This is a genomic window from Aestuariibaculum marinum (genome assembly GCF_014596975.1).
Taxonomy (GTDB): Bacteria; Bacteroidota; Bacteroidia; order Flavobacteriales; family Flavobacteriaceae; genus Aestuariibaculum; species Aestuariibaculum marinum.
Window position 1 is genome coordinate 270,575 of sequence record NZ_JACVXD010000001.1, and the last position, 17,560, is coordinate 288,134.

The 17,560-nt window shown below is 35.6% G+C and carries 24 protein-coding genes and 1 tRNA gene; 23 read left to right on the forward strand and 2 right to left on the reverse strand.

Annotated features, from left to right (window positions below; translation table 11 throughout):
- The first annotated feature begins 8 nt into the window (after positions 1 to 8).
- The 10 genes from ICJ85_RS01140 to dnaB all read left to right on the forward strand — a co-directional run bounded on the left by ICJ85_RS01140 (position 9) and on the right by dnaB (position 7,966).
- Positions 9 to 1,031, forward strand: coding sequence for a recombinase RecT (locus ICJ85_RS01140; protein WP_188221929.1), 1,023 nt, complete (start codon positions 9 to 11; stop codon positions 1,029 to 1,031).
- 84 nt (positions 1,032 to 1,115) lie between these two features.
- Entirely contained in the window at positions 1,116 to 1,847 is a 732-nt protein-coding gene (locus tag ICJ85_RS01145; protein WP_188221930.1) for an MBL fold metallo-hydrolase, read from the forward strand.
- A 3-nt stretch (positions 1,848 to 1,850) separates the two neighbouring features.
- Positions 1,851 to 2,342: a hypothetical protein gene (locus ICJ85_RS01150; protein ID WP_188221931.1), complete on the forward strand. Its 492-nt coding sequence runs from the start codon at positions 1,851 to 1,853 to the stop codon at positions 2,340 to 2,342.
- A 4-nt stretch (positions 2,343 to 2,346) separates the two neighbouring features.
- Positions 2,347 to 2,544: a hypothetical protein gene (locus tag ICJ85_RS01155; RefSeq protein ID WP_188221932.1), complete on the forward strand. Its 198-nt coding sequence runs from the start codon at positions 2,347 to 2,349 to the stop codon at positions 2,542 to 2,544.
- Positions 2,541 to 3,308, forward strand: a complete 768-nt coding sequence (locus ICJ85_RS01160; RefSeq protein ID WP_188221933.1) for a hypothetical protein — start codon at positions 2,541 to 2,543, stop codon at positions 3,306 to 3,308. Before ICJ85_RS01155 ends, ICJ85_RS01160 begins: the two co-directional genes overlap by 4 nt.
- Before the next feature lie 158 nt (positions 3,309 to 3,466).
- Positions 3,467 to 3,841, forward strand: coding sequence for a PcfK-like family protein (locus ICJ85_RS01165; RefSeq protein WP_188221934.1), 375 nt, complete (start codon positions 3,467 to 3,469; stop codon positions 3,839 to 3,841).
- Positions 3,838 to 5,145, forward strand: coding sequence for a PcfJ domain-containing protein (locus ICJ85_RS01170; RefSeq protein ID WP_188221935.1), 1,308 nt, complete (start codon positions 3,838 to 3,840; stop codon positions 5,143 to 5,145). The genes ICJ85_RS01165 and ICJ85_RS01170 overlap by 4 nt, the downstream gene beginning before the upstream one ends.
- 2 nt (positions 5,146 to 5,147) lie before the next feature.
- Positions 5,148 to 5,690: a hypothetical protein gene (locus ICJ85_RS01175; RefSeq protein WP_188221936.1), complete on the forward strand. Its 543-nt coding sequence runs from the start codon at positions 5,148 to 5,150 to the stop codon at positions 5,688 to 5,690.
- Between the two features lie 173 nt (positions 5,691 to 5,863).
- Entirely contained in the window at positions 5,864 to 6,475 is a 612-nt protein-coding gene (locus ICJ85_RS01180; RefSeq protein ID WP_188221937.1) for a hypothetical protein, read from the forward strand.
- Positions 6,476 to 7,966 carry a replicative DNA helicase gene (gene dnaB, locus ICJ85_RS01185; protein WP_188221938.1) on the forward strand — a complete coding sequence of 497 codons (1,491 nt, stop codon included), beginning with the start codon at positions 6,476 to 6,478 and terminating at the stop codon, positions 7,964 to 7,966.
- Here dnaB and ICJ85_RS01190 read toward each other — a convergent pair.
- Positions 7,963 to 8,628 carry a hypothetical protein gene (locus ICJ85_RS01190; RefSeq protein ID WP_188221939.1) on the reverse strand — a complete coding sequence of 222 codons (666 nt, stop codon included), beginning with the start codon at positions 8,626 to 8,628 and terminating at the stop codon, positions 7,963 to 7,965. The genes dnaB and ICJ85_RS01190 overlap by 4 nt on opposite strands.
- Positions 8,629 to 8,691: 63 nt before the next feature.
- On the opposite strand from ICJ85_RS01190, the gene ICJ85_RS01195 reads away from it, so the two are divergent.
- From ICJ85_RS01195 to ICJ85_RS01240, 10 genes are all read left to right on the forward strand, one after another.
- Positions 8,692 to 9,120, forward strand: a complete 429-nt coding sequence (locus tag ICJ85_RS01195) for a hypothetical protein (RefSeq protein WP_194420788.1) — start codon at positions 8,692 to 8,694, stop codon at positions 9,118 to 9,120.
- Between the two features lie 42 nt (positions 9,121 to 9,162).
- Positions 9,163 to 9,236, forward strand: a tRNA-Met gene (locus ICJ85_RS01200).
- Positions 9,237 to 9,468: 232 nt separating this feature from the next.
- Complete coding sequence (locus ICJ85_RS01205) at positions 9,469 to 10,002, forward strand: terminase small subunit (protein ID WP_188221940.1); 534 nt, start codon at positions 9,469 to 9,471, stop codon at positions 10,000 to 10,002.
- Positions 9,999 to 11,510: a terminase large subunit domain-containing protein gene (locus tag ICJ85_RS01210; RefSeq protein WP_188221941.1), complete on the forward strand. Its 1,512-nt coding sequence runs from the start codon at positions 9,999 to 10,001 to the stop codon at positions 11,508 to 11,510. Before ICJ85_RS01205 ends, ICJ85_RS01210 begins: the two co-directional genes overlap by 4 nt.
- Before the next feature lie 10 nt (positions 11,511 to 11,520).
- Positions 11,521 to 12,912: a phage portal protein gene (locus tag ICJ85_RS01215; RefSeq protein ID WP_188221942.1), complete on the forward strand. Its 1,392-nt coding sequence runs from the start codon at positions 11,521 to 11,523 to the stop codon at positions 12,910 to 12,912.
- A gap of 190 nt (positions 12,913 to 13,102) precedes the next feature.
- Positions 13,103 to 13,282 carry a hypothetical protein gene (locus ICJ85_RS01220; protein ID WP_188221943.1) on the forward strand — a complete coding sequence of 60 codons (180 nt, stop codon included), beginning with the start codon at positions 13,103 to 13,105 and terminating at the stop codon, positions 13,280 to 13,282.
- Positions 13,279 to 13,452 carry a hypothetical protein gene (locus ICJ85_RS01225; protein WP_188221944.1) on the forward strand — a complete coding sequence of 58 codons (174 nt, stop codon included), beginning with the start codon at positions 13,279 to 13,281 and terminating at the stop codon, positions 13,450 to 13,452. Before ICJ85_RS01220 ends, ICJ85_RS01225 begins: the two co-directional genes overlap by 4 nt.
- A gap of 4 nt (positions 13,453 to 13,456) precedes the next feature.
- Positions 13,457 to 13,675 carry a hypothetical protein gene (locus ICJ85_RS01230; protein WP_188221945.1) on the forward strand — a complete coding sequence of 73 codons (219 nt, stop codon included), beginning with the start codon at positions 13,457 to 13,459 and terminating at the stop codon, positions 13,673 to 13,675.
- A 2-nt stretch (positions 13,676 to 13,677) separates the two neighbouring features.
- Positions 13,678 to 13,992 (forward strand): hypothetical protein, encoded by a 315-nt coding sequence (locus tag ICJ85_RS01235; RefSeq protein WP_188221946.1) that lies wholly within the window; start codon positions 13,678 to 13,680, stop codon positions 13,990 to 13,992.
- Position 13,993: 1 nt separating this feature from the next.
- Positions 13,994 to 15,829: a hypothetical protein gene (locus tag ICJ85_RS01240; RefSeq protein ID WP_188221947.1), complete on the forward strand. Its 1,836-nt coding sequence runs from the start codon at positions 13,994 to 13,996 to the stop codon at positions 15,827 to 15,829.
- Here ICJ85_RS01240 and ICJ85_RS01245 read toward each other — a convergent pair.
- Positions 15,826 to 16,083, reverse strand: a complete 258-nt coding sequence (locus tag ICJ85_RS01245) for a hypothetical protein (RefSeq protein ID WP_188221948.1) — start codon at positions 16,081 to 16,083, stop codon at positions 15,826 to 15,828. The two genes, ICJ85_RS01240 and ICJ85_RS01245, sit on opposite strands and share 4 nt — an antisense overlap.
- Here ICJ85_RS01245 and ICJ85_RS01250 point away from each other — a divergent pair.
- The 3 genes from ICJ85_RS01250 (at position 16,076) to ICJ85_RS01260 (ending at position 17,558) form a co-directional block, all read left to right on the forward strand.
- Entirely contained in the window at positions 16,076 to 16,414 is a 339-nt protein-coding gene (locus ICJ85_RS01250; protein WP_188221949.1) for a hypothetical protein, read from the forward strand. The genes ICJ85_RS01245 and ICJ85_RS01250 overlap by 8 nt on opposite strands.
- Positions 16,415 to 16,483: 69 nt before the next feature.
- Positions 16,484 to 17,170, forward strand: coding sequence for a hypothetical protein (locus tag ICJ85_RS01255; RefSeq protein WP_188221950.1), 687 nt, complete (start codon positions 16,484 to 16,486; stop codon positions 17,168 to 17,170).
- A 13-nt stretch (positions 17,171 to 17,183) separates the two neighbouring features.
- On the forward strand, positions 17,184 to 17,558 hold the full coding sequence (locus ICJ85_RS01260; protein WP_188221951.1) for a hypothetical protein: 375 nt from the start codon (positions 17,184 to 17,186) through the stop codon (positions 17,556 to 17,558).
- The last annotated feature ends 2 nt before the right edge of the window (positions 17,559 to 17,560 follow it).

The window sequence follows — 17,560 nt, forward strand, 5'->3', positions numbered from 1 at the left end:
ACAAAATCATGAGTACAAAAGCAGTAACAACAACTAAAAACGAATTAGCTAAAGCAGGTGAAGCTTCACCTTCAGAACGTTTTACAATGGCCGTTATTAAAGAATTCCCAAATGGATTAAATGGCCAGCCGACAGAACTGACATCTTTCCAAAGAAAACTTATCCAGAATTATTTCATAAAACTGGATGGCGTTTTAAAAGAAGCTGAATCCAAGCGTATGGCTAAATCTGAGCAATACAGAGATGCATTAGCATTCTCCTGGAACAATGTAAACATGAATAAACTTGCCTTGGATGTAGTGGCTTACTCAAGTATTGGTTTAGATCCATTACAGAAGAATCATATTCACCCGATTCCTTACAAGAACAGTAAAACGAACCAATACGACATCACATTAATGGAAGGTTTTAATGGTTTGGAACTTAAAGCCAGAAAGTATGGATTTGATGTTCCGGATGATGTGATTTTCGAATTGAAGTTTTCAACCGATGTTTTTAAATCTCATAAAAAGAATGCTCAAAACAAAGTTGAGAGCTATGATTTTGAGATTACAGATGATTTCAATCGTGGTGAATTAGAAGGTGGTTTCTATTACATGATTTACAATGACAATCCGGAGAAAAATAAACTGGTTGTGATGAACAGGAGCCAAATTGAAAAACGTCGACCTGAGTACGCTTCAGCAGAATTCTGGGGAGGTGAAAAGGATGAATGGAAGAATAGTAAGAAAACCGGCAACAAAGTCAAAGTTGAAGGTTGGGAAGAGGAGATGTTCATGAAAACCTTAAAGCGTCATTGCTGGGATCATGTAAACATCGATAGCCAAAAGATTGATGATCATTTAATGCGAGTTCTTGAGAACGAACAGCAGGGGAACGATAGAGAAGTTGTTGAACAAATTCAGGCTGAAGCCAACAAAAAACAGATTGATTTTAATGAAGAGGATTTGGATGTTGACTTTGAGGAGGTGAAGACTGAGCAACCTATACCAGAGGGATTTGAAGAGGTTGCAGAAGAGCCTGGATTTTAACAATAATTAATAGCCCTCAAGTTTCATGGCGAGGTGGTTGGGCCTCGCTGTGTCACTTGTTGAAACTTCAATCACAAATTATAAATGGAATTAAAAATACTTGGCACCGGATCTAAAGGCAATGCATATATCCTGGAGAATGAAAATGAATCACTTTTAATTGAGTGTGGATTAAACATCAAGGATATTAAAGCCGCTTTAAACTTCAATTTTTCAAAAGTAGTTGGCTGCATATTGTCTCATGAACACGGTGACCACGCTAAATCGGCAAAAGAATTAATGGCTTCAGGAGTCAATGTGTTTTCTGCTGAAGGGACTCACAAAGCTTTAGGAACTATATCACATCACAGAGCTTCTGTATTTCAGCATCATAAACCATTTGCTTTAGGAAATTTTAAAATCATGGCTTTTGATGTGCTGCATGATGCAGCTCAACCTTCAGGGTTTCTTATTAATCATCCTGATACAGGAAAGATACTGTTCTTAACAGATTTAATCTTTTCAGCATATACATTCAAAGAACTTAACAACATTATTATTGAGGCTAATTATGATGAAGAGATAGCCAGGAGTAAGCTAAATGATATGGAGTTTCTTAGAAACAGGATTATCAAAAGTCATATGAGTTTAGATACCTGTATCAAAACACTTCAGGCAAACGATTTAAGCGCGGTAAATAACATTGTTTTAATCCATTTATCAGACAGTAATAGTGATGAAAAGCTATTCTCAAGTAAAGTATACAAAGCAACAGGAAAGACAGTTACAGTGGCCGATAATGGCTTAGTGATAGACTTTAATAAAACACCTTTTTAACAAATGACATTAGGATTTAGCACACAAATAAAAAAGAAGCCCGCTTATTTCGTTGAAAAGATATGGGAGGCAATTCTTCAAAAAGGAATTCAAATAAATGCCAATGATTTTATCGAGTATGGAAGAAAGTGTTTGCCTAAAAATTACATTGTAGGAACTCACAATCCTAAGCTTCATACTATTAGAGAAGATTCTAGGAATCGATGGAAAGCTGGTAATGATATTCATTTTGTAACAGGTAATAGAACTAAAAACAGACAGCAGTTTGCACCAGTAATAAAAGTTAAATCAATTCAAAAAATTGAAATCAAGTATCCGGCATGGTCCGAAAACCTTAATGATCCTGTTGTTTCAATAGATGGCAGAACTCTGTCATTAGACGAAACTCAGCAATTAGCATGGAATGATGGATTTGAAAACTTAATTAGTTTTTGGTTATGGTTCAACGAGGACTTCACTGGTAAAATAATTCACTGGACAGATTTAAAATACTAATCAAATGACCTTTACTCCAGAAGAAACCTCCAAGATTAAAGCCATGCTTTTATACATCATAAAGCAAAATGAAAAGCAGACTGGAGGACATGGAGGATTTCATATTACCGATTTAAATCCTCTGCTTGAGGACCTTGAGAAAGAGGGTAAAATTAAACTTAGACGAACAATTCATAACAGCAAATACTTTTTAAATAAATGAGTCAATTAGAAACAAAATTTAATGAAGTGACTTTTAAAACAAGTGACTTAGCCAAAATGAAAGGACAGTATTTGGCCGAAAGATTACTTAGATCCTGGAATGAGGATTTCACGGATGCAGATACTGGAGAAGTGGTTTCCATTGAAAGAAATGAGGTGATTCTTGAAAGAGGTACGTATTTAAGCAACCATGAACTTTCAGAAATAAACTTCTATCTCCAAAGTGGAGACATCAAAGAAATTAGAGTTAGCAACCAGAAAAGAGCTGCTGTTTTAGTGAGCGGTATGCCTACTGTTTGGCTTGTTACCATTGAAGTATCTGGTAAAAAGAAAAGCCTTTATCTGTATGCCAATTGTGTAGATACAGCCATGAGTATTTCTAAGGATTATGTTGAACAGAAATATCTTGGGAAATTCAAGTTCGTAAACATTAAAGAGCTTGCGTACAGCTATCTTATTTCAGCTGATGAAGATAAAGAGGATGGGCATGATTCGGAAGATGAGGATAAAATCTACAAGATAGAAGTGGAGATTGCCAGAGATGAGGACGATACATTTAAGCGTGAATTTATATTAAACGCTTCAGATGCCGAAAAGGCGAAATCCAACATCATTTATTACCTGAATAAAAATATGGAGGCCTTGGATTTAAACCCTGATTTTGAAGTAATTATTATCTCAGCTAAGACCATTACTTGTAATGATATCATCAATTATGAGTTTTCAAACATTCATCTTGATAATTACGATAAATCTGAAGAGTAATTCATCATGAAATCCATTAAAACATCAAAGTATTCAACTCACTATTGCAGGTTAAAATCTAGTGGAGCATTGGAAAATAGCTGTCAGAAACAATGTGATCAGTGTAAAGGAGCTTTGATGTTATCAGAGAAAGTCAATCAACAAATAACCATTGAATTATGAAAGCAACAAAGCAATTTAAAACGATTATCCAAAACTATTTAAACGAAGTGGCCGGCAATGATGCATTGTTTGCGGAAACTCTTAAAAAAGAGAATAAGAACATAGATGATTGTGTTACTTATATTCTTAATGAAGTGCAAAAATCAGGATGTTCCGGCTTTGCAGATGAAGAGATCTTTAGCATGGCCATTCACTATTATGATGAAGATGATTTAAAGCCAGGGAAACCAGTTAAATGTAATGTGGTTGTTAATCATGCATCTGAAGCTCCACAGAAAAAAGCTATTACAAAGCCAAAATCTAAAAAGAAAGCTGTTGTTAAATCTGATCCAGTTCCTAATCAACAAACCTCAATTTTTGACTTCATATGAAACCAAGAACAAAACTTCAAAAAGAGGTCTTTGGTTTAAGTAAAAGGCTTCCGGAATTAACCCTAAAACAAAAAGAGTGGGCTTATCAGGTATGCACGAATCATTTAGGGTATGCAACCAAAACAAGAGTGATTTGTATGGATTGTGGAGAAACATTTTCTCCTGAATTAGTGGTTAGAAAACGTGCTGTTTGTCCGCATTGTAAAACCAAATTGAAGGTTGAAGACACTAAAATGAGAACCCATACTCAGGTTGAATATATGGCTTTAGCTGAAGTTGTTGGAGAATACCAGGTAATAAGAAACTTTGAGTTATATGCACATCATAAGAAAGGCAAAAAGGTTCGTTATCATCTTCATGAAATTCTTCAATACTGGATTACTCCGGAAGGGAAAGTGCAAAAGGTTGGTTTGTTACACATGACAAGTGGTTTTGCTGATTGTTGGACCGGAGATTGGGCTATTAGAACAGATGGAGGTTATTACTCGTGGAACGCTAATAAATATCTGATTTATCCATACAAATACTTTGCTGAATCAAGATTTAAACCAGAGTACAAAAAGATTGGAATAAATAAGAATCTGTATGGTTTGACAGTTCCTCAGGCTATAAAACTTATTCCGAGTAACCCAAGAGCGGAAACTCTATTAAAAGCAAAGCAGTATAGTTTATTGTATAAGTTTAATGATAGGTCTGGAGAACTTAACAGACGTTGGAATTCTATAAAGATATGCCTAAGAAATAATTACAAGGTTAAGGATGCTACAACCTGGTTAGATTATTTGGATCTGCTTCAATACTTCAATAAAGACTTAAGAAACGCTAAATATGTTTGTCCAAAAGATTTAAATAGAGTTCATGACAGGTTAGTCGAAAAAAAGAGGAATATTCAGCGCAAAAGAGAGCTTGAAGAGCAAAAGAAAAAGGTTGTTGAAGCGCAAAAGGAATACCAAAAAATGAAATCAGCATTCTTTGGTTTAGCATTTACCGATGGAGAAATCACTGTTAAAGTATTGGAGCATGTTAAAGAGTTTCTAACTGAAGGAGATTTATTAAAGCATTGTGTGTTTGCGAATGCATACTATAACAAGAAAGATTCTTTAGTGTTATCAGCTCGGATAAATGATGAGCCGGTTGAAACTATTGAAGTATCATTAGCAACCATGAAAATAGTTCAGGCCAGAGGCTATAAAAACCAAGCAACCGAGTATAATGATCGTATAGTAAAATTGGTGAACAGAAACCTGAAAATCATTAAATCAATCGCGAAGAAACAACCTGATTTAATGCAACAAGCAAGTTAATTATGAAAAAACTACTTATAATAGCCTCAGTTTTATTCTGTTCTAACACCTATTCCCAATATCATTTGAGGTTTCCGGATACAGAGAACTTCATTATTAAAACACATTGGCACTATCATTTTAATGAAACTGAATCTAACAATCCTGGTCTTAATTATGTTATTGAAGCCGGATACACAGGAAAGATATATGCTCTTATTGGATATGAGAGCTTTTCTGCATTAAAAGGCGCGGAACTTGATGGATTGGAATTAAATGGATATACGAGCTTCCATGGTGCCATAGGGTTCAACCTAACTTATGGTTACCATGAACAATGGAATTATAACACCGGCATTCGTTTAGTAAAAGCTTATCGTGGGCCAATTAGAGAAGGGTTTATGCGCTGTTTTATAGGTTGGGAAGGAGGAATCACTTATTTCTTTAGAAATGGCTTTGGAATAGGTTTACGAGGTACGTTAGATTATCGTTACGATCAGGAGGTATTCGGATGGAAACCAGAATACATCCTTAGTAGTTATTTTACGGTTTCCAAAAAGTTTTAGCACAGTAAATAAGTAATGCAATATATTATAATATGACACAATTAGGATATACCTGGTACCCGAAAGATTGGTTTATTTCAAACACAAGGAAACGTTTAAAACGGTTTCCTTTAGTTCGTTATGCCCTAAGAGAACTTTATGATCTGATGTATATAGAGGCTGGTCCAATTGAAATGAATAAAGATTTTCTTTTTGATGATCTGGATATTGATTTAAGTGATAAAGAATACGAAAAGCTTTTGGATTATATCGAGATCCAAGAAGATGGTAAGTGGTGGATAAGTAACATTAGAAAACGAATTTCTAAAGCTGAAGCAGCTCGTGAAAATGGCAAAAAAGGAGGTAGACCAAAAAAGGAAAATTCAGAAGAAAAACCATCTGAAATAAAAACCCAAAAACCCACAGAAAAAACCCAAGGACAAAACCCAAAAAACCCCCCTTCTGAAAGTAAAAGAGAAAGAGAAAGTAAAAGAGAAATAAAAAGTAAAATAAAAGAGAAAGAAAATAAAGATCTCGCGATTGAAATTTTAAAAACTCATAAACAATCTGAACTTGATGTTTTGTGGATGCAAAACAAAACCAAAATTGAGGATAAAAGGAAGCTCGTAGAATCGTTCAACAACAAAATGGAATTGGAGTTAGCTCAAAGCAAAATTGAATTTACACCAGAACAGCTAATGCCCAGATTTCGAAATTTTGTGATTCAATGGGTTTCAAATGCTCAAAAAGATATCAAGCAAGCACAACCACAAAATCAAAGTACAAAACGCCCAAATTATTTCTAAATGAACCAACCGCAAAAAATAACTAACCAAGCATCTAAAAGCACTTTGATTAATCTTGAGAAAGGTTTGATTCCACCTCAAGCAATAGATCTGGAAGAATCTGTTTTGGGATGTGCCTTAACCTATCAATCCTCAATTGGTGAAATTGTAGCCCTTTTTCGTGAAGAGAAAGTGTTTTACAAAGAACAGAATCAGCTCGTTTATGATGCCATGTGTGAATTATTTCGAGATAGTGAGCCTGTGGATTTGTTAACTGTTAGCACGAAGCTTAAACAACACGGAAACCTCGAAAAAGCCGGAGGAGATTACAGGCTTATTGAGCTTTCACAATCCTCAGTAACCACAGCGCATTTAGAAATGCATTGCAGATTATTGCTGCAGTATTGGGTGAAACGAAAAGCGATTGGAGTGGCCAATGAAATCATTGAGAAATCATACAAAGAAGAAACCGATATTTTCGATTTATTAGCCGATTGCCAGAAGGATATTGATGATACCGCGCAATGGCTGGTACGTAAACCAGCAGCTTCGTTAAAATCTGTTTTAGATTCATTTTTCGACAACGTAGATAATAAAATTTCAGGTGTTCCAAGCGCCTTAACCAAACTCCAGAAGAAAACCAAAGGCTATCATGGAAGTGATTTGGTAATTGTGGCCGGACGCCCTGGCATGGGTAAAACGGCTTTTATTCTGAATGAAGCTTATCATCAGGCAAAACAAGGGATTCCGGTTGGTATATTTTCTTTGGAGATGAGTGCAAAACAGCTCCTTGGACGTATCATTGCCAATCACTGTGAAATTGATGCCAGCATTATTAAAAACAATGATTTAAACGATTTTCAAAAGCGATTAGTACAGCAACACAGACATGAAATTGAAAAGCTTCCGATTTACATAAACGATCAGGCCGGTATTTCAAACATGGAGCTTAAAATTCAGGCCGGTAAGTGGAAGAGAGACCATGGTATTAAAATTATTTACGTGGATTATCTGCAGCTAATGACAGCTTCAGGAAAGAATCACACCGGCAACAGGGAACAGGAAATATCTGCTATCTCAAGGTCCCTGAAAGGAACTGCTAAGGATTTGGATGTCCCGGTTATTGCTTTATCACAATTAAGCCGCGCTGTTGAAACCAGAGGAGGAATGAAGCGTCCAATGTTATCAGATTTGAGAGAGTCCGGAGCTATTGAACAGGACGCAGATCAGGTGATGTTTGTCTATAGACCTGAGTATTACAAAATCGAGGAATGGGACAATGATGAACGAACACCAACTCATGGTCAATGTGAAATAAACATCGAAAAACTAAGGGGAGGAGAGCCTGGAGCTTGTATTGTTGGAGTGAAATTGAATTATATGCGTTTTCATAATCTTGAGGACCAATGGGAACCTTTACCGCCACCACCTCCAATTCAATCTCCTGAAGACGCTTTTGGGCCTGTTGAAGATAATACTATGCCTGATGGTGATGATGATATGCCGTTTTAGTCAATTTTAAATTCTAAAGGTTGATTTTTAGGTACGGGAATAATTATTCCGTTATTTGATAACTCATCAATTGATAGAATTTTAAATTCTTCTATTGAATTTTCAATTATAATTCTAAATTCATTTTGGTAACTATGTTCATTTTTTTTGTGGAACGGACTCATATCGATTCGCCCTTCATTACTTAAATCGTGATATTCAACTTTTTTTCCAATGATAGGAATGTCGATATTCTTAGCTGATTTTAGAACACTATCTAAAAATTTTTTGGTATCTAAAATTATTAATGCGTGATCACCCATTTCTGTCATTTTATTTGATATTTTCAATGTTCCATTTGTTGAAAAATCTTTTTTAGATACAGAATAGAAGCTTGTGATTAAATAATTATGATTAAACTGAGTTAGTTTGCCAATTTGATTAGGTACGCTTTTGAATTTTAATTCACCATATTCTGGATGGCTTAATGTAAGTTGATAATTTTTTAAATTTTCAATCCAAATAGCACCTTCATTTTCATCGCCTTGTTCATTGTTTGATTTTTTAATTTGATTATAAAACTTGGCATTTTTAAAATAAAGTTCTCCCTTGTTTTTTAGTAATTCAAGGTATTTTTTTTGCCCAAATTTGATAAAGAAAATTATGTCTTCTGCTTTACTCATTTCAAAAATCTTAAACAATCTGTACGAATATACTCTACTTAAATTTATTAAACACTTTTTATCATGAAAAAATGGACCAAAAAAGACTTAGATAAGCTTAAATTAAAGCACAATCTGATTGAAAACAGTGCAAAAGCGAACGTTTTTGATACAAAAAAAGTCGAAAATGGTAAGATTTCAGTCGAAAAAGAATCAATAAAAACTATTTTATGGCTTTTAAAACGCGATAATTTTATTTCTGAAGTTGTTGAAGAACTTAAATTCAGTGAAGAAAGAAAATTTCGTTTTGATTGGGCTATCCCGGATCTTAAGATTGCAATTGAATATGAGGGTTTATTCTCGGGTAAAAGCAGGCACACCACCAAGTCAGGATTCTCCAGAGATACCGAAAAATATAACCTCGCAGCTATAGAAGGCTGGATTGTACTTAGATACACAGCAAAAACTTACAAAAATTTAAACCGCGATTTAAAAAAATTGTTAAAAAAGTAATATATTGCATTACTTTTGTTTGTAAATTAGTCGAGTGAAAATCGTGAGGTAGAGTAGTTGGTTAGCTCAGTGGACTCATAATCCACAGGTCGCAGGTTCGAGTCCTGCCCTCGCTACAATGCACCCTAGAGATGAAGACTGGTAATTTGAGAAACTAGACAAAAAGGCCTTAATGTGATTTAGACAAAACGGAAAGACGTTTGACACGCTGGATAGATTAATAGAAATACGGACAGCACCGGAAGCAAAAGGTTAATCACACGGATTTAGTTTTCAAGATAATTACCTGACCGAACTGAACAGTAGTTCTGACAGCCTGGAAAGACAGGCTTTTTTTAAGCTAAATTTATGCAAAGCACTGAATCTACATCATCACCACTAAGCCCTAAACGCGAAATGTTTTGCCAGGAATATGTTGTGGATTATAATGCTACTCAAGCAGCCATACGTTCTGGATACTCCGAAAGAACAGCAAGATCTCAAGGACAACGTTTGTTGACAAAAGCTGACATTTCCGCTAGAATAGAGGAACTTAAGGAAGAAATCAAGGAAAGAAACAAAATTACCATTGATGAATGCGTACAAATGCTGACTGCTATGGCGCGTTTTGATGTTGCCGATTTATACAACGAGGATGGATCACTGAAGGCCATGAAAGATATTCCAAAGGAAGCCAGGTTGGTTATTGAAGGTTTTGAGAGTGATGAAATTAAGATTGAAGATGCTGTAATTGGTGTTTCAAGGAAAGTTAAGTTATCAAGCAGAAGGTCAAATATCATTGAGCTTATGAAGCATTTAGGAGGTTACGAAAAAGACAACAACCAAAAGAAAACAGACAATGTTGTAATGTTCAAATTACCAGACAATGGGCGTAATGAATGAGCGAAATAACAGAAATAACACCGCAGGAAGGCTATCAGATGATGGCGCTTTCATCTCCTGCTGATATTGTCATTGGAGGAGGCGCAGCAGGTGTGGGTAAAACATTCTGCTTACTATTAGATCCGGTAAGGGATTTTGGAAATGGAGAATTTGGAGGTGTTATTTTTAGACGCCTTACAACTCAAATAAAAAGTGAAGGAGGATTATGGGATGAAAGTAAAAAGCTTTATCCATACCTCAATGGAGTTCCTAATCAGACTGAATTACAATGGAAGTTTCCAAGCGGTGCTAAGCTTAAGTTTAGTCACTTGGAGCATGAGAAGAATGTCACCAGTTGGCAGGGTTCTCAGATTCCATTTATAGGGTTTGATGAGCTCACTCATTTCAGTCAGAAAACGTTCTTTTATTTACTATCTAGAAATCGTTCAAGTTGCGGTGTTAAGCCATATGTTAGGGCCACATGTAATCCTGATCCTGATAGTTGGGTTGCTGATTTTATTAGCTGGTGGATTGGGGATGATGGTTTTCCAATTCCGGAAAGACAAGGTGTGTTGAGATACTTCGTTAAAGATGGAGATACTTTCATTTGGGCAAGTTCGGTGAAGGAATGCATTAAAAAAGCATGGTATTTTATTCAGCCATTGGTAGATGCTTCGGGAATAGCAGCTGAGAACTTTGTGAAATCAGTAACATTCATTGGTGGTTCGCTTTATGATAACAAGAAGCTTTTAAGCGTCAATCCTGAATACTTAGCAAACTTAGCTTCACAGGATGAACAGACAAGACTACAGCTTTTATCAGGAAACTGGAAGGTAGCTTTAAACCCATCCGATGTTTACGATTATCAAGCATTCAAAGATTTCTTTACAAACGTTTGGGTTGAAACTGGAGACAAGTGCATTACGGTCGATGTAGCTATGCAGGGAAGCAATAAGCTTGTTATAGCATATTTCGAGGGAGAACGTTGGGAGGATCTGGAAATCATCGATAAATCAACAGGAAAAGACGTCATTGATGCTGTTGCAAGGATGCAGAATAAACACGGTGTTCCTAATTCTAAAGTGGTTTATGATGCCAATGGTGTTGGAGCGTTTATTGGAGGTGGAGATAACGCTTTTATTCCTGGTTCTATAGCGTTCAATAATGGCGGTAAAGCTTTTGAAATGAAAGATGGACGAACATTTAAAAACCTGAAAGCACAGTGTTATTGCATTGATGGGGAAAAAATTGAACAATACATCTCTGAACACGTTGCTAACATGATGTATGATGATAAAATGACTGTTAGGCAGCGTTTGATTTTTGAACGTAAAGCTATTAAGAAACAGAAGAAAAAGGATGAGGAGCCTCAGGCTTTAATCCCTAAAGCAGAAATGAAAGAGAAGTACTTGAATGGTGATTCTCCCGATTTACTAGATGCTAAAATGATGAAACGAATATTTGACGTAAAACCCAAAGAATACAAACACGAATCTGAAGTAAACGCTAACGACTTAGGTCTTTTTTAAATAACAGGAAATGGATTTTTTAGAATTAATTAAAAGCAAAGATTATAAAGCTGCCAAAGAGCTTTTAAGCTATAAAGAAGGTATTGAGAGTAATACTTCTGAATTCAAAAACATACGCGATATACGCGATACTCAGGTGGGAAAACGATCTGATAAAACCACTAAGGATGGTACGGTTAAAGTCTCGAAAATTCCAATTCCATTTCAAAGGCAAATCGTTAAGGCGGCCAGTACGTTTCTGTTAGGGTCTCCGGTAAAGATTATTGAGAAAAAAGATTCTGAGAATGAAGACAAGGATGGTGAGGCGTTTTTTGAAGTGATGAATAATTGGGATGATATGCGTATGGATTCCACATTGCTTAAATTCTGTAAAGCTGTAAAATCGGAAACTGAAGCGTCTATTGTATTCTTCTCAGTTCAAGACGAAGCTACTAAATCCATTAAAATCAAATCCAGATTAATTACCAGTGATAACGGCAAAGTGTCTCCGGTGTTTGATGTCTTTGGTGATATGGTTGCTTTTAACTGGGAATATGTGGTGAAAGAAAATGGAAAGGATGTTACCTATTGGTATTGCTGGACAGCTGAAACCATGTATGCTGTAAAAGGTGATGGAAGCACTTTTACTGATTTAGAAGGCTATCCTAAGGCAAACCTATTTAAAAAGATACCGGCTGTTTACATGTCTCAAGAAAATCCTGAGTGGTGGGAAGTTCAAGAGCTTATAGATCGCTTTGAAATGTCCTTCTCTAAGTTCGCTGATACGAATGATTATTTCGCTTCTCCAATGTACAAGGCTAAAGGCGCTGTGAAATCAATTCCTAAGAAGGATGAAACTGGTAAACTGGTGAAACTAGATATTGTTGAAACAGACAAAGGGAATATTATTGAGGCTGATTTAGATGTTATTTCATGGGACCGCGCTCCTGAAGCATTAAAGTTGGAGTTTGAAACCAACAAAGGATTGATTTATGGTTTAACCGACACTCCAGATTTAACTTTTGATAATGTGAAAGGGATTGGAAATGTCTCAGGTATAGCCCTTAAACTTATGTTTCTTGGACCAATACTTAAGGCTAAAGAAGGGGAGGGTGAATACAAGATTGCCATTAGCCGTATTCTAAATATCATCAAATCAGGGATACTAAACATCACTAAAAAAGCTAGTGCTAAACAGATTGAAGAACTTAGAATGGATATCCTATTTACAAGTGTTCTTCCAGAGAACTTCAAAGAGATTATTGAAATGCTTTCTGAAGCTTCTGGAGGTAAAGCCATTATGAGTCAGAAATCAGCTGTGTCTCACAATCCATTGGTTGATAATGTTGAAGAGGAAATGGATAATATCAAAGAGGAAGCCGCTACTGAAGCTATTGGATCTCTTGGTGAAACAGTAGTGTAATGAATAAGTTATTTAGACATATTGTTTCAAGATTAAAGCTTTCAGCTATATGTTTAGTGGTTTTGTTATGGTTGTTCATTTGGCCAATTCTATACTTGTTTTGTGACCATTTAGAGATAAAGAATTTTAATGAGACATTAATAGCAGAGTTAAATGAGATAATGGAACAGGCAGAAAAAAATAGTCTATTATGATTAAATCAATCAAAATATTCTTCATAAAACTTAAATGGGTTCTATTCGGAAAGCAGAGCTTGAAGGAAGTTGTGAAGGATATTAACCAGGAGTGCGGCATCAAGCCTGTTAAGCAAGTAAAAAAGTTTAAAGTGAGTAATGCACATTATGCTTCAACTAAACGCTTTAAGGTATGAAATCAATGAATCTAACTCAGAAAGTATTGTGTTGCCATGGTTATTTAACAGCTAAATCGACAGCGGTTGTTTGTGGATGTACACCATCTCAGGTTTATAATATCTGGAATCAAAACAATAAAAAGTCAATCAAGAAAAACAAACATAGAGCTGCTCCAGCTTGGACTTAACGATATGGAAGAAATATTTATCCCTTTTTCAATAGGACAGACAGTTTATTTCAAAACTGATGAAGAACAAAGAAAGCATTTAGTGACTGGTATTATAATTCGAAAGACCGGAATCATTATAGAAGTTTCAGATAAAGGGTTAACATCAGAAGTTTATGATTTTGAATTAACTGCTAAAGAAAACATCCTTATTAAAATGGGAATTGAACCAAGTGAAGATTAAATATGGATCTAACAGGAAAATGCAAGAAGGATTTTGAGAAGTGGTATAATGAAGAGTACTTCTTTGGAGTGGAGTTGGCTTTTATTGAAATAGATTCTCTTACTAAGTTATCAATGCAATTTGGTGTTTATGTAGACTTCTTTGATAGTGTTGGTATAAATATTACTCTTTATCAATTGGATTTTCAAACGTGGTTTGGATATAGTATTTCTCATTTTGAAAAATTAATAAAACATGAAAGAGGGATTTGGAGAAGAAACCAAGCCAGAACCGAATCCATAATAAAAGCTAACGAAATATATAATTCAAGACAATAACATGCCAGCCCACGCCGAACTACTTAAACTCTTATCTGCTCAGGACGCTTCATTAAGTCGCGTGTATGCTGCTATGTCAAAAGATTTGGCAGTAGTTCTAAAGAAATACAAACTCAATAGTAACTCAAAGATTTGGCATAGAAACCTTCATGTAAAAAAGGAGGTTGAGGCTGTTTTAACGAAATATCAAAGCATTCTTTTCGATCATATATCCAAAGGAACCACTGACGCCTGGAGCATGGCCGATAATCATAATGATGCTTTTGTAGATAATTATGTGAAAGGTGTTAAGCTTCCTAATCCGGCATTGTACTACCAAAGAAATACCGAAGCGCTGCAAGCTTTTTTAAAACGCTCTTCCAATGGATTGGATTTATCTAAGCGTGTATGGAACCTAACCAATCAAACACAATCACAATTGGAGTATTTCATTGCTGATGGATTGACTGAAGGAAGATCTGCTGCTAAGTTGGCCGGAGATATCCAAAAGTATTTAAAAGCGCCTGATAAACGATTCAGAAGAAAACGCAGTCCAATAACCGGCAAACTTATTTCAAGTGATCCTGCTAAAGATTATAAGCCCGGAACAGGTGTATATCGTTCATCATACAAGAATGCTTTAAGATTAGCCCGGAATGAAATCAATATTGCTTACCGTACAGCTGATATGGAACGCAGAAAGCAGCTTGATTTTGTTGTTGGTATCAAAGTGAACTTATCACAAGCACATACAGTTTATGACATCTGTGACGAATTGAAGGGAGAATATCCAAAGGAGTTTGTTTTCGTTGGGTGGCATCCTAATTGTTTATGCTTTACCACTTCAGTATTACTTTCAAAAAAGGATTTTATTGAGCAACTGAAAACAGGCAAAGTACCTAAAAGTAAATACATTAAAAGCATTCCAGAAAGCGCTTCTAATTATTTAAATAAAAATTCGGAACGTATTAAGGGACTGAGTAATACGCCATATTTTATAAGGGATAACTTTAAGAATACTAAAGATGGATTTGCTCTTAAAAATTCTATTGGTACCGTAAATCCTAAACCTACTCAATCATTTAAAACTGAAGCGCCAATAGATCCTTACAAACCGGTGCAAGGTAAAGCCGCGCAATTGATAAAAGATACGAATGAGTTCACAGATAATGATATTAAGAAAGTGATTCATCAGTTTTCAGAGGATAATCCTAAGCTATTCTATGGAGGATTGAGAGGTGTAACCATTCGCAAGAATTTACAAGGCATGATGCACAATAGCAGATCCTATGACCATAATGGCTATATGGTGTCAAGGGGTAATTCAATAGGCATAACCAAATCTAAATATCGTATTGGACAGGATCATATCTATTCTCCATTGGAAAGCATAAGGGAAAGCTTTGAAGCTATTAAAAATGGGCAGGCATTAACATTCGATCAGGAATATGCACTGGAAAGCATGTGGCACGAAATGAGACACTCAGGAGCAAAGGGATGGTCCGGTATTAATGCATCAACTCCAAACCGAACAATATCAATGGAAATCATCAATCAGTTTTGCGCTAGACACACATACAATGATTTCATTGAAAGCTTAGGAGGAAAGGCTGTAAATCAAACCGCCGTAATTGAGAGAGGTTATGGTTATTCGACATACATAGACAATTTCAGGAACACATTAAAACACTATAAAATCAAGGAAAGTGATGCATTAAGCCACTTCAGAAACCTTATCCAGGAGACACATTATGAAAAGATTCATGAAGAAATGGTGAATTACTTCAAGGGAAAAGGGATTAAGGATGCTGAATTACTGGTGTTGAAAATGGGTAGGTCCTATAAAATGGAGTTTTAGGTGTGTTCAACTGTTCTGTAGAAATCTTGCTTTGTCAAAGGATCTAGTGTTTCAAGAACCTTGTTAAGGTTGTTTGAGTCATTTCTAAGATGAAATAACAGGCATAAATCCCAGGCATAGGCATGAGTATCAAATTCACTTAAGTAAGTGTCTTTTGAAAGAGTTAAATCTCCAAACAAGTTTTTCAATTCTTGTGGAGTTGGATTGTAATCAAAAATTGTTGCCATAATAACAAATATACTAAAAATGGACATACTTAAATCTTCAGAAGACTACATCAAAGCCTATGGTTTAGACATTTCTCCGGAAGAATTGTTTATTCAGTTTGAGTTCATTATTGAATGTCATAAGGATTTTAATATGTACCTAAAAGATAACGGACTTAACGAAATACTTGAGAAGATGAAAAGAAGCAAACGATTACTAGAGAAAAGAAAGCTTTTTACCAATTGGTATATCCAGAAATATCAGAACAATAAAATGCTCAAAGAACTGCATTTGGATTTATCTGAAATCGTATTTGCTTCAGAGCGTACTGTAAGAGAAGACATAATATCGTTGGAAACTACTGCATACCAAAGGTAATTCGCTTTATAACTATAAGCTGAGCATATACTTTTAACTATCTAATTTAATAATTAACAATTAAGTACTATGCTAAAGGAGAAACTCAAAAAAGCACTCAAAGAGGCAGGGCTAAACGAGGAGCTTGCAGAATCAATCAACATCACATCGGAATCTCAAATCGAGGGGATTGTAATTTCATTGCAGTCAACTCAGAACAATCCAACCGATCCCGATTTTAACCAAATTTTAGGCTCTCAGCAATTTGCTGATTTCGTTGCTAAAACTGGATTTGATAATGTGATTAAACTTGCTAAACCGCTTCAAAGCGAACATGACAAGAAAGTTACAGCCGGTATCAAGACATTCCAGGAGAAGTGGCTTAAGAAAGCAAACGGAGAAACTGAAGAGGAGGATGAAGATGGTAAACAACCAACAGGAGATAATGCTGTGTTATCTTATTTAAAAAAGCTTGAATCTAAAATTGAGGAGATGGAGAAATCTAAAACTCAAACAACAAAGTTAGATCAGGCTAAAGCAATCATAGCAAAATCAACAGTTCTAACAGACGCTTTAAAAGAGAAGTGGATGAGAAGAATTGACCTTGAGAGTGAAACATCTTTTGAAGACCAGGTTAAAGAACTGGAAAACGAATACCAGGAAATGCACACTTCAATTGTGGGTGATAGTTCAGGTAAAGGTTTGCCAACCGGAGGAAAAGGAAAAAATGAAGCTTCTGATGAAGAGGTAGGTTCTTTAGTAAATGACTTAATCTAAAACAAATCCAAAAATGAGCGCAACAGCGAATTTAACATCAAAGCAAAGTGTAGATACTACCAATGATAGTGTAGTAATCGTAAAGCACATTGAAGGAATTCCTGGAGGACGCACTCTTGATGTAACAGGCTTTGGAGATACCGAGATATCTGCTGGTCATGTTATCATTAGAGATGATAATTCTCCGATGGATTACAAGCCCCTGCCTACGACTGGAACTATTCCTGCCAATCATTCTTATGCTGGCATTTTAGTTTCATCTATTAAAACAGCTAATGCACAAGCTGCAATCATGGTTAGAGGGACAGTTAACGAAGCATACTGCAAGTACTCAGTACCAGCAGCAGCTAAAACAGCCTTAAGTTTAATCAGATTTATAAACGAATAGAG